This window comes from Bradyrhizobium prioriisuperbiae (assembly GCF_032397745.1).
In the GTDB taxonomy this organism is placed as follows: domain Bacteria; phylum Pseudomonadota; class Alphaproteobacteria; order Rhizobiales; family Xanthobacteraceae; genus Bradyrhizobium_A; species Bradyrhizobium_A prioriisuperbiae.
Genome location: NZ_CP135921.1, coordinates 2,477,686 through 2,491,637, shown reverse-complemented (window position 1 = coordinate 2,491,637; position 13,952 = coordinate 2,477,686). Strand labels below are relative to the sequence as shown.

General features: G+C 63.9%; 12 protein-coding genes. 6 read left to right on the top strand and 6 right to left on the bottom strand.

Annotated elements, in window-relative coordinates:
* Positions 1 to 137: 137 nt before the first annotated feature.
* Both thpR and RS897_RS11745 read right to left on the bottom strand, forming a co-directional pair.
* The gene (thpR, locus tag RS897_RS11750) at positions 138 to 674 is read right to left on the bottom strand and encodes an RNA 2',3'-cyclic phosphodiesterase (protein WP_315836723.1); all 537 of its coding nucleotides are present in this window, start codon (positions 672 to 674) and stop codon (positions 138 to 140) included.
* Positions 675 to 786: 112 nt separating this feature from the next.
* Positions 787 to 1,500: an arylesterase gene (locus RS897_RS11745; RefSeq protein WP_315838602.1), complete on the bottom strand. Its 714-nt coding sequence runs from the start codon at positions 1,498 to 1,500 to the stop codon at positions 787 to 789.
* Here RS897_RS11745 and RS897_RS11740 point away from each other — a divergent pair.
* Together RS897_RS11740 and RS897_RS11735 are read left to right on the top strand one after the other, a co-directional pair.
* A complete protein-coding gene (locus RS897_RS11740; RefSeq protein ID WP_315836722.1) occupies positions 1,499 to 2,248 on the top strand; it encodes an ABC transporter ATP-binding protein in 750 nt (249 codons plus the stop codon). The genes RS897_RS11745 and RS897_RS11740 overlap by 2 nt on opposite strands.
* Positions 2,245 to 4,833 carry an ABC transporter permease gene (locus RS897_RS11735; RefSeq protein WP_315836721.1) on the top strand — a complete coding sequence of 863 codons (2,589 nt, stop codon included), beginning with the start codon at positions 2,245 to 2,247 and terminating at the stop codon, positions 4,831 to 4,833. Before RS897_RS11740 ends, RS897_RS11735 begins: the two co-directional genes overlap by 4 nt.
* A gap of 3 nt (positions 4,834 to 4,836) precedes the next feature.
* On the opposite strand, the gene RS897_RS11730 is transcribed toward RS897_RS11735, so the two are convergent.
* The gene (locus tag RS897_RS11730) at positions 4,837 to 5,883 is read right to left on the bottom strand and encodes an alpha/beta hydrolase (RefSeq protein ID WP_315836720.1); all 1,047 of its coding nucleotides are present in this window, start codon (positions 5,881 to 5,883) and stop codon (positions 4,837 to 4,839) included.
* Between the two features lie 403 nt (positions 5,884 to 6,286).
* On the opposite strand from RS897_RS11730, the gene RS897_RS11725 reads away from it, so the two are divergent.
* Together RS897_RS11725 and RS897_RS11720 are read left to right on the top strand one after the other, a co-directional pair.
* On the top strand, positions 6,287 to 7,078 hold the full coding sequence (locus tag RS897_RS11725) for a Bax inhibitor-1/YccA family protein (RefSeq protein WP_315836719.1): 792 nt from the start codon (positions 6,287 to 6,289) through the stop codon (positions 7,076 to 7,078).
* A gap of 85 nt (positions 7,079 to 7,163) precedes the next feature.
* Positions 7,164 to 7,688, top strand: coding sequence for a GNAT family N-acetyltransferase (locus RS897_RS11720; protein WP_315836718.1), 525 nt, complete (start codon positions 7,164 to 7,166; stop codon positions 7,686 to 7,688).
* Between the two features lie 13 nt (positions 7,689 to 7,701).
* Here the strand turns inward: RS897_RS11720 and RS897_RS11715 are convergent, their stop codons facing one another.
* The 3 genes from RS897_RS11715 to acnA form a co-directional block, all read right to left on the bottom strand.
* Positions 7,702 to 8,073, bottom strand: a complete 372-nt coding sequence (locus tag RS897_RS11715; protein ID WP_315836717.1) for a DUF2794 domain-containing protein — start codon at positions 8,071 to 8,073, stop codon at positions 7,702 to 7,704.
* A 574-nt stretch (positions 8,074 to 8,647) separates the two neighbouring features.
* Complete coding sequence (locus RS897_RS11710; RefSeq protein ID WP_315836716.1) at positions 8,648 to 9,463, bottom strand: DUF1223 domain-containing protein; 816 nt, start codon at positions 9,461 to 9,463, stop codon at positions 8,648 to 8,650.
* A gap of 142 nt (positions 9,464 to 9,605) precedes the next feature.
* Positions 9,606 to 12,323 (bottom strand): aconitate hydratase AcnA, encoded by a 2,718-nt coding sequence (gene acnA / locus RS897_RS11705; protein ID WP_315836715.1) that lies wholly within the window; start codon positions 12,321 to 12,323, stop codon positions 9,606 to 9,608.
* 323 nt (positions 12,324 to 12,646) lie between these two features.
* Between acnA and ccmA the strand changes: the two genes are divergently transcribed.
* The gene (gene ccmA / locus RS897_RS11700; RefSeq protein ID WP_315838601.1) at positions 12,647 to 13,282 is read left to right on the top strand and encodes a heme ABC exporter ATP-binding protein CcmA; all 636 of its coding nucleotides are present in this window, start codon (positions 12,647 to 12,649) and stop codon (positions 13,280 to 13,282) included.
* Positions 13,279 to 13,938, top strand: a complete 660-nt coding sequence (gene ccmB / locus RS897_RS11695; RefSeq protein ID WP_315836714.1) for a heme exporter protein CcmB — start codon at positions 13,279 to 13,281, stop codon at positions 13,936 to 13,938. The genes ccmA and ccmB overlap by 4 nt, the downstream gene beginning before the upstream one ends.
* Positions 13,939 to 13,952: the final 14 nt, after the last annotated feature.

The following is a 13,952-nucleotide window of genomic DNA, read 5'->3' as shown; positions in this document are numbered from 1 at the left end:
GATCCCGGAAAGAGGACACCGGTTCTCCGAAAGATCGGGCTCACATCCGTGAGCAGTCTCGTTGCAGCCGGAGGACAGGGCCCCTAACCGCCAAACAATCGAGGAAAATGCAAGAGGCTGGAGACTGGGAAAATGGTCTATGCGCTCAGCGCATAGGAATCCTCGACGATGTAAGGACCACCCCCGACCGACGAACGCGACGAGAACAGCACGAACCGCGACGCCGTGAACACCCGGGTGGGGAAATAGCCCCGCACCGAGAGGTAATCGGCGACATCCTGGTTCGAGGCATCGCGCAGCCGCGCCAGCGTGACATGGGGAATGAACTTGCGCCCTTCGGGATCGAGGCCCATCCGCTGCATCAGCCGCTCGAGTTCGGCCTGCAATTCCATCAGCGGGCGACTCGGAACCACCGAGGCCACCACCGCGCGCGGTTTCTTGCCGCCGAAGCTGGACAACCCCTGCAGCGCCACCTCGAACGGCTTGCGGTTGACGCGAAACAGCGTCGAGGCGATCTCGTTGGCAATCATGCCATCGATATCGCCGATAAACCGCAAGGTGACGTGATAATTTTCCGGGTCGATCCAGCGGGCGCCTGGCAGGCCCCCACGCAAGCCGGAGAGGGTTTGTCCGATATCGGAAGGAATTTCCAGTCCGGTAAAGAGACGCGGCATCACAGGATCCCTCGATGCAGAGGCCGACAACGAATCAGTGACTATTACTTGTACCGTAGCCGGATGACAGTGCGAAGAGCCGGCGGTACTCCGATGGATGGTTGGCCGCTGTTTACCCCTTTTGCTCCGGCAGTTTACCCACAAATTGATCAAGAAATGCCTGCACCGTGGGCAAGATCCGCTGCGCGATCACGTCGACGCCCTCGGCGGTGGGATGCAATCCATCCGACTGGGTCAATTTCGTCTCGCCGGCGACGCCATCGAGAAAAAACGGATACAGCGGCACACCATAGGTCTTGGCCAGCTCCGGATAGATCGGATCGAACTTCGCCACATAATCCGGCCCGAAATTGCGCGGCGCATACATGCCGCACAACATCACCGCGATGCCCTTGGCCTGCAGTCGCATGATGATCTCGGTCAGCGCCGCCCGGGTGACCGCCGGATCGATGCCGCGCAGCGCATCATTGGCGCCGAGCTCGACGATGACGGCCTGGGTCCCTTCCGGGATCGACCAGTCGAGCCGGTCCCGCCCGCCCGACGTGGTGTCGCCGGACACCCCGGCATTGGTGATCTCGACCTCTATCCCTTTGTTTTTTAATGATTTTTGAAGGCGAACGGGGAACGCGGCCGTGGCCGGAAGGCCGTAGCCGGCGGTCAGGGAATCCCCCAGCACGGCGAGTTTGATCGGTTTTGCCGGCGTTTGCGCTGAAGCCGAAACCATCGTCGCCATCAAAGCTCCCAACACGCCTGTCATCACAGCGGTGATAAACCTTCGTCGCAGCCTCTCGACCGCCGGCCCGGCGCTCCCATATGACGGATTCATGGACAGTCTCATCGAGCCCTCGTCGCTGGCCGGATCATCTCCGGACCCAATTGTCATCTCCAACGTCAACCTCTCCCTCGGCCAGGGCGCGGCGCGCGTGCACATCCTCAAGGATGTCAGCTTGCGGGTCGGCGCCGGCGAGGCGGTCGGCCTGATCGGTGCGTCAGGCTCCGGCAAGTCCACGCTGCTGATGGTCATGGCGGGATTGGAGCGTCCCGATGATGGCGAAGTGGTGGTGAACGGCGCGTCTTTCAATGGCTTGGGCGAGGACGACCTGGCCCGGTTCCGCGGCCGCCATATCGGCATCGTGTTCCAGTCGTTTCATCTGATTCCCACCATGACCGCACTGGAGAACGTCGCGGTCCCGCTGGAATTGGCCGGCCACCCCGACGCCGAGGGACGCGCGGCGCGCGAACTCACCGCGGTCGGCCTCGGCGAACGGCTGCATCATTATCCCTCGCAGCTCTCCGGCGGCGAACAGCAGCGCGTCGCTTTGGCGCGGGCACTGGCGCCCGATCCCGCGATCCTGGTCGCCGACGAGCCGACCGGCAATCTCGATGAAGCCACCGGCAAGCAGATCGTCGACATGCTGTTCGCCAAGCACCGCGAGCGCGGCATGACACTGGTGCTGGTCACCCACGACGGCACGCTGGCGCGACGCTGTGACCGCGTGGTGCGGCTGCGCTCGGGACATATCGACGGTCCGGCCACCAGCCGCCACTGGGTCGAGACGGCGTCAGCGACATGACGATCGCTCTCGACGGCACGGCCCCTGCCCCGTCTCATCCCCGTCCGTGGATTGGTTCGCTGGCCCTGCGTTATGCATTTCGCGAGCTGCGCGGCGGGCTGAACGGCTTTTACGTCTTCATCGCCTGCATCGCTCTCGGCGTGCTGGCGATCGCCGGCGTCGGCTCGGTGGCGGCCAGCCTGCATGACGGCCTGACGCGTGAAGGGCGGACGCTGCTTGGCGGCGACGCCGCTTTTTCGCTGATCCAGCGCGAGGCCACGCCGCAAGAGCGCGCGTTTCTCGAAACCCGCGGCCAGGTGTCGGTCGCAGCCACGCTGCGCGGCATGGTGAAGGCGCAAAGCGGCGAGTTCGCGCTGGTCGAGGTCAAGGCCGTCGACAACAATTATCCCATGCTCGGCAGCGTCACGCTGGCGCCGGCGATGCCAACCCCGGACCTGCTGGCGCAGCGCGACGACGCCTACGGCGCCGCCGCCGATCCCGCACTGCTGGCGCGGCTGGACCTGAAGCTCGGCGACCGCGTCACCATCGCAGGCGCCAGCTTCGTCATCCGCAGCGTGATCGATGCCGAGCCGGACAAGCTCGCCGGCGGTGTCGGTTTCGGGCCGCGCTTCCTGATCAGCGTCGACGCCCTGCGCGCCACCGGCCTGCTGCAACCAGGTTCGCTGGTGCGCTGGACTTATCGGCTCAAATTGCCCGATGCGGCCAGTGACGAGCGCGCCACCGACGCGCTGGCCACCGAGGCCCGCGCCGCGCTGCCGGAAGCCGGCTGGGAAATCCGCTCGCGCGGCAATGCCTCGCCGCAGCTCGAGCGCTCGATCGACCGTTTCACCCAGTTCCTGACCCTGGTCGGCCTTGCCGCGCTTTTGGTCGGCGGCGTTGGTGTCGCCAACGCCGTCAAGAGCCATATCGACCGCCGCCGCGATTCGATCGCGACCCTGAAGTCGCTGGGCGCCACCGGCCGCGAAGTCTTCATGATCTACCTGATGCAGGTGGTGGTGCTGGCGACGATCGGCTCGCTGATCGGGCTGGTGATCGGCGGGGCGCTGCCCTTCATCATCGCCAATGTGTTCGGCAAGCTGCTGCCGCTGCCGATCGATCCGGCGTTGCACGTGGGCGAACTCGCGCTCTCGCTGCTCTACGGCCTGCTGACGGCGCTGGCCTTCGGGCTGTGGCCGCTCGCCCGCGTCCATGACGTGCCGGTGGCACGGTTGTTTCGCGATACCATCGGCAGCAGCGGGCATTGGCCGCGCCCGCGCTATCTCGCGCTGATGGCCGCGGTGATCGCACTGCTGATCGCGGTGGTGATCGGGCTTGCCTACGACAAGCTGGTTGCCGCGGTGTTCGTGGCGTCCTCGGTTGTGGTGTTCGGACTGCTGCGGCTGGTCGCAGCCGGCGTGATGCGGATCGCACGCCACTTGCCGCGCGCGCGCTCGACCATGCTGCGGCTGGCGATCGGCAACATCCATCGGCCGGGCGCGCTGACGCCGTCGGTGGTGCTGTCGCTGGGCCTCGGCCTCACGGTGCTGGTGACGATTTCGCAGATCGACGGCAATCTGCGCCGGCAATTCCTGGCGGCTTTGCCGGAGCATGCCCCCTCGTTTTTCTTTGTCGACATCCCCGCGACCAAGGCCGACAGTTTTGGCGAATTCCTGCAGACGCTGGCGCCCGGCGCCCATGTGGAGCGGGTGCCGATGCTGCGCGGACGCATCACCGCCGCCAACGGCGTCAAGGCGGAGAACCTGAAGCCTGACAGCAAGACCGAATGGGTGCTGCAGAGCGACCGCGGCCTGACTTACACCAACGACATCCCGCGGGGCTCCAAGGTCGTCGAAGGCACGTGGTGGGATCCCGACTACAAGGGGCCACCGCTGGTATCGCTGGAAAAGAAGATCGCAGACGGCCTCGGCCTGAAGGTCGGCGACAGCGTGACCGTCAATGTGCTAGGGCGCGACATCACCGCCACCGTCAGCAACCTGCGCACGGTCGACTGGCAGAGCCTCGGCATCAATTTCGTGCTGGTGTTCTCGCCGAAGACGTTCGCCGGCGCCCCGCACACCCATCTCGCCACGCTGTCGGAGCCGCATCCGAGCGCGCAAGGCGACGCCACCATCATCAAGGCGGTCGCCAGCCAATATCCGATGGTGACCAGCGTGCGGGTGCGCGACGCGCTGCGCACGGTCGGGACCGTGGTCGAGAACCTGGCGCTGGCGATCCGCGGCGCCAGTAGCGTGACGCTGATCGCAGCGGTGCTGGTGCTGGGCGGCGCGCTCGCCGCAGGCCACCGGCATCGGGTCTATGACGCCGTGATCCTGAAGACGCTGGGCGCCACCCGCGCCCGCCTGATCGGGGCCTATGCGCTGGAATATCTGATGATCGGGCTTGCCACCGCGGTGTTCGGGATCATTGCCGGCTCGTTCGCCGCCTGGATGATCGTCACCCGGCTGATGACCCTGAGCTTCATCTGGCAGGCGCAGAGCGCAGCCACGGTGGTGCTGGGGGCGCTGGTGGTGACCGTGGGCCTCGGCCTGATCGGCACGCTGGCTGCACTCAACCAAAAGCCCGCGCCGGTGTTGCGCAATCTGTGACGCTTACGGCTTCTTCGCGAAGCCGTTGTCGCCGAGCCACTTCTGAATCACGCCGGCGACCTCGGCGTTGTTCTTGTCCATCATCATCATGTGCGAGTTGCCCTTGATGCCGATGGCGGGCAGGTCCACCACGTCGACGTGCCCACCCGCCTTGCGGATGTTGTCGCCGAAAGCGACGCCGGTGGCGCGGATTTTCGGCCAGCGCGAATCCTGCGCGATGAAGTCGCCGTAGACCATCAAAGTCGGGATCGCCTTGAGCCGTTCGGCTTGTGCCGGATCGCCGATACCTGCGGGCTCGATCGCGATCAGGCCCTTGACCTTGTCCGGCCGCGCCTGGGCCGCCTTGAAACCGAACTGGCCGGCCTGGCTGTGGAACAGGATGATGCACGGGCACACCTTGTCGATCTCGGCGAGATAGGCCGCGAGCGTCGCGTCATCGGTGGTGGTCCAGCGCGGAACGATCTGCTTGGTAAAGTTCTCATAGCCGTCGTTGGGAAACTGGCTGCCCGGCAGCAGCTTGCGTTTTGCCGGATCGGGATCATAGCTGTCGGGACCGTCGCCGATGCGGAACCGCGAGAACGGATTGCTGGTGGTGAGGAACAGCGGCTCGCTCTTGAAGATATCCGGATATTGCGCCCACCCCGCGCGTCCCCGCTCCACCGCATCGGACACATAGATGCTCCAGCCCTTGCGCAGGAACAGGTTCAGCCAGCCTTCGCGGCCGTCCGGGGTGGTTTCGTAGTTGACACCGGTCATGCCGCCGCCATGCCAGAACAGGATGGGATAGGCACCTGTCTCCTGGGCCGGCAGGAAATACTGCACGTACATCTGTTCGACCTGGTAGGTGCCATTGGGATCGAACTTTGCCGGCACCCCGCCCGGCGTCAGCGCCATCTCCTTTACCGGCTTGCCGGTCAATTCGACCAGCCGCCCGCCGACATGAAACGAGCCCATCGCCCGCAACGAGATCGGCTCCTCGGCCCCCGCCGTGCCGGTCAAAAGCGTGACGGCAAACGCAGCCACAAGAGCGAAACGATGGATCTTCGGCACGACAAACTCCTCCCTCAACAGGCTTGTTGTTGCGGCGGTCCGCAGAACATTTGCAGCCGCCGGCGTCGGACCCGAGTGTTCAGGAGATCGGCCGGATTGGGAAGCGCCATCAGCAGCCGGCAGGTACCGCGATCCGGCATGCGAGACCCGCGCCGCAATGATGACAATTTGAAGCAGGCCGAGAGGGGTTTTTGCAGGCTTTTCGGGGGGTTCGCGACATTCAGCCGCGCGTGGAAGGTTGCAGCGAATGTGTTACTTTCCCACATATCCTCTGGGACAGATGCCCACCCGACGACCTGAATGCTTAACGCAAATTTAGTGTCATTGGGCCCGGATATCTGGGATACATTCGCCCCGGCTGCCCTTCCCTTCGTGAGCGCCGGACAACAACGAGGTTTCGACCATGTCGGACTTGGACCGTAACTATGCTTCTCCGTTCGGCCGGGCCGCCGGGCGTGTTGATGCCGCGACCGTCGACGCCGGTCTGCGCGCATACATGTTGAAGATCTACAACTACATGACGATCGGCCTGGCCATCACTGGTCTCGCCGCGCTCGGCGTGTATATGGGCGCCGTAACCAGCGATGCGAGTGGTGCCGTCGGCAAGATCGGCAACACCTACCTGACGTCGTTCGGCTACGCGATGTTCGCCAGCCCGCTGAAGTGGCTGTTCATGCTGGCGCCCCTGGTGATGGTGTTCGTCATCTCCTTCGGCATCCAGCGGCTGAAGCCGGCCACCGCGCAAATGCTGTTCTGGGCCTTCTCGGCCCTGATGGGCATCTCGCTGTCGTCGATCTTCCTGGTGTACACCCACACCTCGATCGTGCGGGTGTTCTTCATCACCGCGGCTTCGTTCGGTGCGCTGAGCCTCTATGGCTACACCACCAAGCGTGACATGACCGGGATGGGCTCGTTCCTGCTGATGGGCCTGTTCGGCATCATCATCGCGAGCATCGTGAACATCTTCGTCGCCTCCTCGATGCTGCAGTTCATCGTGTCGGTGGTCGGCGTCCTGGTGTTCGCGGGCCTCACCGCCTGGGATACCCAGCGGCTGAAGAACGAATACGTCTACGGCTACGCCAGCGCGGGTGGAGACGTGGCGGAGCGTGCAGCCATCACCGGTGCGCTGTCGCTCTACCTGAACTTCATCAACCTGTTCACGCTGCTGCTGCAGCTGCTCGGACAGCGCGACTGACCCCTGGGTACAGTCGAAAGTCATCAAGCCCCGGCCTCACCGCCGGGGCTTTTCTTTTGGCGGGCCGCGATTAAGACTGCGCTCCATGTCCGACATCCTGATCCGGGCCGCAACTGCGGCCGACCTCACCGCCATCACCCCGATCTACGATCATGCGGTCCGCACCGGCACCGCGACCTTCGAGCTGGAGCCGCCGACCCTGGCCGAGATGACGGCGCGGTTCGACAACCTGAGCGGTGCGGGATTTCCCTATCTCGTCGCAGTCATCGATGGCCACGTGGCCGGATATGCCTATGCCGGACCCTACCGGCCGCGGCCGGCCTATCGTTTCACGGTCGAGAACTCGGTGTATCTGCCGCCGGAGGCACAACGCAAAGGCATCGGGCTAAAACTGCTCAACGCGCTGATCGACGAGTCTGAAGCACGGGGCTATCGCCAGATGATTGCCGTGATCGGCGATTCGGCCAATGCCGGCTCGATCGGCGTGCATACCCGCGCAGGCTTCGAGATGATCGGCACCCACCGCAATGTCGGCTTCAAGTTCGGCCGCTGGCTCGACACCGTGATGATGCAGCGCGAACTCGGGCCAGGCAGCACGACGACGCCCTGACCATCTTGCAGCGTCACACCACCGACAGCTTGCGGTCGATCACCAGCAGCACCCGATGGAGGTCATGGCCGCGGCGCAGGATCTGTCCGCCCGCGGACACCACGCTGTAGGCACCCTGCTTGCGCGCGAGCCTCGGATCCTTTTCGATTCGGTACAGCGGGACTTCCGACGCGCGGCGGAAAATCGAGAACACCGCGCGGTCTTTCAGGAAGTCGATCGCATAATCGCGCCACTCACCCTCGGCGACCATGCGCCCATAGAGATTGAGGATGCGATTCAGTTCCAGACGATTGAATGTGACCCGACTTTGAACCGGGACGGTAGCGGTCACGCGCTCCGTCCCGCGGCTTTCGCCGGGCTCGGTGTCCCCCGAGATCAAATCCATGCAGCGCCTCCTGTCACGGCGCGCCCCCTGCAGTCGCAGGTCCCGACGCGCCTGTCATCCAGCCGACATGATCAACCCGGCGGCGGCGCTCTGCAAGTGTTCCCTCACACACCATCGGCAAAATCATGCCACCGAACCACTCGCTAAAACTACGCTTCGAAAACAAAGCCTTAAGATCGGATCAAACGGCTCTCACATCGATGTTAGCGAAATCATGAAACCGCCCAATTTCGGTCAAGCCCATGCCGCCGTGGGCCTTCATAACGTTTCCACTGCGTTGGCCCGGTTCCTTCGGTCTCGGATTCCTCAGCCCCCAGCCCCCCGGGGCAGTCGGGACCGGGCCTATAACGCAGGATCGAAAGATCACACTTCAAGGCCGGCGAAAGCTGGCCTTTTATTTTTTGGCCCACACGCGTGGGCCTTTTGTTTTTTCAGGGTCTGGTTGAAACGCGGCACCATCGGGAAGCCGTTTCTGATTCTCTGCACGTTTGTTGCTGAATATGGGATCCGCGACTTCACGCGGCATCAGGACCTCAAGCATGGCCTGGGTCGAGGCAATCATCTCGATTTGACGTCAGCGGCGCGCCTGGCTCACCATCGCCGGCTCAGGCTCCAGCGACGTATAGGCGGCACCGAGCATCGGACCGGGCTTCTCACGGCTGCCGTCCTGGACATAAACCACCGCCGCATCGACACCGTCACTCTTGACGTTTTCCAGCGGCACGCTCCAGCTGGCAGCCTTGCCGGTCCAGTCACCGACCTTCAGCCAGTTGCGCACGACATTGTAATAGGTCACTTCGCGGCCGCGATTTTCGCCGCGACCGATCCGGATCGGCACCGACTTCGAGATCGCGCAAATCCAGACTTCACCGTGATCGGTGCGTCCGCTGTTGCCGGCGGACACCGAGACGTTGATCTGCTTGTCGGCTTGCCTGATCGACACCGGCACCGACATCACTTCGCCATTGCCCTGGGTGCGGATCGCAGCGTCCTCGATGCCGGCGCGGTCGCTGCCGAGCACATGCACCGTGCCGTTCACCACGACTTGCGGCGTGTAGACCTCGCGGTCGCCGCGCATATGCGAATAGGCTTTCTGGCGCGCGGAGAAGCGCGAACTGGCCAGCGTGTCCTTCCAGCCGAGATAATCCCAGTAATCGATCGGCAGGCTGAGCGCGATGATCGACGGATCCTTCGAGAGATCGCCGAGGACCTTGTCGGCGGCCGGGCACGATGAGCATCCCTGCGACGTGAACAGCTCCACCACCGCACGCGGGTCGGCCACCGCGCTGCCGGTCAGACCGACCGCAAAGCACACACCGAGCACCGCGGACCACCGCGAACTCGCCGGGTCCGATCGCAACAGTTTTTGGCCCGAGAGTGCTGTGATCATCCAGTCTCGTGGCGCAACGGGCGCCCTCTCAACATGTGTCCCGACAGAAATGTCCCAATACCTTCAGTAAGAAGGCGGCCCTTTCATAGGCCGCCTTCGGTTCACCTGCCACTCACTTCGAAGTGAGGCTGATCACAATGCATCACGCCGCCAGCTGGCGGATGACGTACTGCAGGATACCGCCATTGCGGAAATACTCCAGCTCGTCGAGGGTGTCGATGCGACAAAGCAGCGGCACTTCCTTGGCGGAACCGTCCGCGGAGACGATCTTTGCCGACAGCATCTGGCGCGGTTTCAGGTCGCCCTGCAGACCCCGGATGGTTACCTGCTCGTTACCCTGCAGGCCGATCGACTGCACCGAGGTTCCCGCCTCGAAGGTCAGCGGCAGGATTCCCATACCAACCAGGTTCGACCGGTGGATCCGCTCGAAGCTCTGGCAGATCACGGCGCGCACGCCAAGCAGCTTGGTACCCTTGGCCGCCCAGTCGCGTGACGACCCGTTGCCGTATTCCGCACCTGCGAACACCACCAGCGGAACCTTCTCTTCCTGATACTTCATGGCGGCGTCGTAGATCGTCATCTGCTCGCCGTCCGGCCAGTGCTTGGTGAGACCGCCTTCGGGAATGTTGCCGTCGCCGCCCTTCAGCATCTGGTTCTTGATGCGGATGTTGGCGAAGGTGCCGCGCATCATCACTTCATGATTGCCGCGACGGGTGCCGTACTGGTTGAAGTCGGCCGGGCGCACCTGATGCTCGGAGAGATATTTGCCAGCGGGCGAGGTCAGCTTGATCGAACCGGCCGGCGAGATGTGGTCGGTGGTGATCTTGTCGCCGAAGATCGCGAGAATGCGCGCGTCGAGCACGTCGGTCACCGGTTCCGGCTCCTGCTTCATGCCCTCGAAGTACGGCGGGTTCTGCACGTAGGTCGAGCTCATGTTCCAGCGATAGGTCTCGCTGGCCGTGGTCTTGATCTTGCGCCAGTTGGTGTCGCCCTTGAACACGTCGGCATACTTCTTCTTGAAGATCGCTGCGGTCACGAACTTCTTGATGAAGGCGTTGATCTCCTTGGTGGTCGGCCAGATGTCCTTGAGGAACACCGGCTTGCCGTCCTTGCCGATGCCGAGCGGCTCCTTGGTCAGATCCTTGGTGACGCTGCCGGCCAGCGCATAGGACACCACCAGCGGCGGCGACGCCAGATAGTTGGCCTGCACGTCCGGCGAGACGCGTCCCTCGAAGTTGCGGTTGCCCGAGAGCACGGCCGCAGCCACGATGCCGTTGTCGTTGATGGTCTTGGAAATCTCTTCCGGCAGCGGACCCGAGTTGCCGATGCAGGTGGTGCAGCCGAAGCCGACCAGGTTGAAGCCGACCTTGTCGAGATCCTTCTGCAGACCGGAGTTGGAGAGATATTCAGCAACCACCTGGCTGCCCGGCGCGAGTGAGGTCTTCACCCACGGCTTCGCGGTCAGCCCCTTGGCCGCGGCGTTGCGAGCGAGCAGGCCCGCGGCGATCAGCACACTCGGATTCGAGGTGTTGGTGCAGGAGGTGATGGCGGCAATCACCACGTCGCCATGGCCGAGGTCGAAGTTGCGGCCCTCGACCGCATGGCGCGGCTCGTCGATGGGCTTTTTGTAGTCGCTGGCCATTGCGGCGGAGAAGCCTTCGGCAACGGCCGGCAGCGCGACGCGGCCTTCCGGACGCTTCGGCCCGGCAAGCGAGGGCACGACATCGCCGAGATCGAGCACCAGGGTTTCGGTGAACACCGGATCAACCGACTTCGCCGTCCGGAACAGGCCCTGCGCCTTGGCGTACTTGTCGACCAGCGCCACACGCGCCGAGGCGCGACCGGAGATCTTCAGATAGTCGATGGTTTCCTTGTCGACCGGGAAGAAGCCGCAGGTGGCGCCGTATTCCGGCGCCATGTTGCCGATGGTCGACTTGTCCGCGACCGAGAGGAAGTCCAGGCCGGGGCCGAAGAACTCGACGAACTTGCCGACCACGCCCTTCTTGCGCAGCATTTGCGTTACGGTGAGCACGAGGTCGGTGGCGGTGACGCCTTCCTTCAGCGCGCCCTTCAACTTGAAGCCGATCACTTCCGGCAGCAGCATCGACAGCGGTTGCCCCAGCATCGCGGCTTCCGCCTCGATGCCGCCGACGCCCCAGCCGAGCACGGCAAGACCGTTGACCATGGTGGTGTGCGAATCGGTGCCGACCAGCGTGTCCGGATAGGCGACTTCGAAGGTGCCGGTTTTCTTGCCGACGGTCATCTTCTGCTTCTTGGTCCACACCGTCTGCGACAGGTATTCGAGATTGACCTGGTGGCAGATGCCGGTGCCGGGCGGCACCACGGAGAAATTGTCGAAGGCGCCCTGGCCCCACTTCAGGAACTCGTAGCGCTCCTGGTTCTGCTTATACTCCTCGGCCACGTTCTTGCCGAAGGCAGCGTTGTTGCCGAAGAAATTGATGATGACCGAGTGGTCGATAACCAGATCGACCGGCACCAGCGGGTTGATCTTCTCCGCGTCGCCGCCGAGCGCCTGCATCGCGTTGCGCATCGCGGCGAGATCGACCACCGCCGGCACGCCGGTGAAATCCTGCATCAGCACGCGGGCGGGACGGAATGCCACTTCATGTTCGAGCTTGCGCTTCTTCAGCCACTTCGCAACGGCCTGGATGTCTTCCTTCTTCACCGAGCGGCCGTCTTCGTTGCGCAGCAGGTTTTCCAACAGCACCTTCATCGAGTAAGGCAGCCGGGAAATTCCCTTCAGGCCGTTCTTCTCGGCGGTCGGCAGGCTGTAATAGACATAGGTCTTGGCGCCGACCTTGAGGGTCTTCCGGCATTTGAAGCTGTCGAGCGAACTCATGTGAGGCAATCCTGATTGGATGTGGAAGGACACCCTTGGGGGTCTTTTTTGGGGTCTTTTTGGAGGTATTAAGATACCTGCACATGCCGGGGGGACGCGGGGTGTTGCCCTGCACAAACTCGGTATCGTCTCCTCCGGTTTATAATCTTTTTAAAGTGGCCGCCAAGAGCAATGCGAAGGCGTTTGCCATACGAACAAGATATGCCTCGCTTGCTGTCACTGACCTGTCGCGCGCAGATCGACGAATCAGTTTCGATCGTCGACGCCTGCCGAAACCGGTACCAACAGATCTCGATCATGCTTAGAAAGGCGCGATGAAGACTTTGCGGCTTTCCGGCGTCGGCCTGACCTGCATTCGCGGCGGGCGAGAGGTGTTTTCCGAACTGGATTTTCACGTCGACGCCGGCGAAGCGCTGGCGATCACCGGGCGCAACGGCGCCGGCAAATCGTCGCTGCTGCGGCTGATCGCCGGCCTGCTGCAGGCCGCGGCCGGCCGCGTGACGCTGGACGGCAGCCCCCGCGACGATCTGACCTTGAGCGAACAGACCCACTATCTCGGCCATCGCGATGCGCTCAAGCCAGCACTGACCGTGCATGAAAACCTGGCTTTCTGGCGGAATTTCCTCGGCGGCGAACAGGCCGCTCTCGACGCCAGCCTCGCGGCCACTGGCCTTGGCCATATCGGCACCTTGCCGGCCTCCACCTTGTCCGCCGGACAGAAGCGGCGGCTGTCGATGGCGCGGCTGATCGCGGTGAAGCGGCCGATCTGGCTGCTCGACGAGCCGACCTCGTCACTCGACACCGATGGCCAGGCCATGATGGCGCGGTTGATGTCCGATCATCTGGCCACCGGCGGCCTGATCGTTGCCGCCACCCATGAACCACTCAGGATCGGCACACCCGACGGCGGTTTGCCCGCCACGACGGTGCGCGAACAGCGGATCGGCAACGCCGCATGATCGCCCTGATTCGCCGCGATCTGCGCATTGCCTGGCGGGCCGGCGGCGGCGCACTGATCGGCGTGTTGTTCTTCCTCACCGTGGTGGTGCTGATGCCGTTCGCGCTCGGCCCCGACATCGCCCTGCTGAAGCGGCTGGGGCCGGCGATCCTCTGGCTCGGCGCCTTGCTGGCGAGCCTGCTGACGCTCGACCGGCTGTTCACGGCCGACCACGACGACGGTTCGCTCGATCTGATCGTGATGGGCCGCCATTCGCTGGAGCTGGCCTGCCTTGCCAAGGCCATCGCGCACTGGCTCGCCACCGGCCTGCCGTTGATCATCGCAACACCGGTGCTCGGCCTGCTGCTCAACCTGGACGCCGCCGCCACGGGCGCCGTGGCGCTGACGCTTTTGATCGGCACGCCGGCCCTGACCCTGACCGGAATGATCGGCGCGGCGCTGGCGGTGACACTGCGCCGTGGCGGGCTTCTGCTGGCCGTCCTGGTGCTGCCGCTATCGATCCCGGTTCTGATTTTCGGGGTAGCAGCATCCACCGCCATGGTCACCGACGGAATAAACCCGGGTGCGCCGGTGTCGATCCTTGGTGCGTTGACGCTGATCGGCCTGGTGGTTGGCCCGGTCGCGGCGGCCGCCTCCCTGCGACAAGGGCTGGATTGAGGCTTGATTAAGCC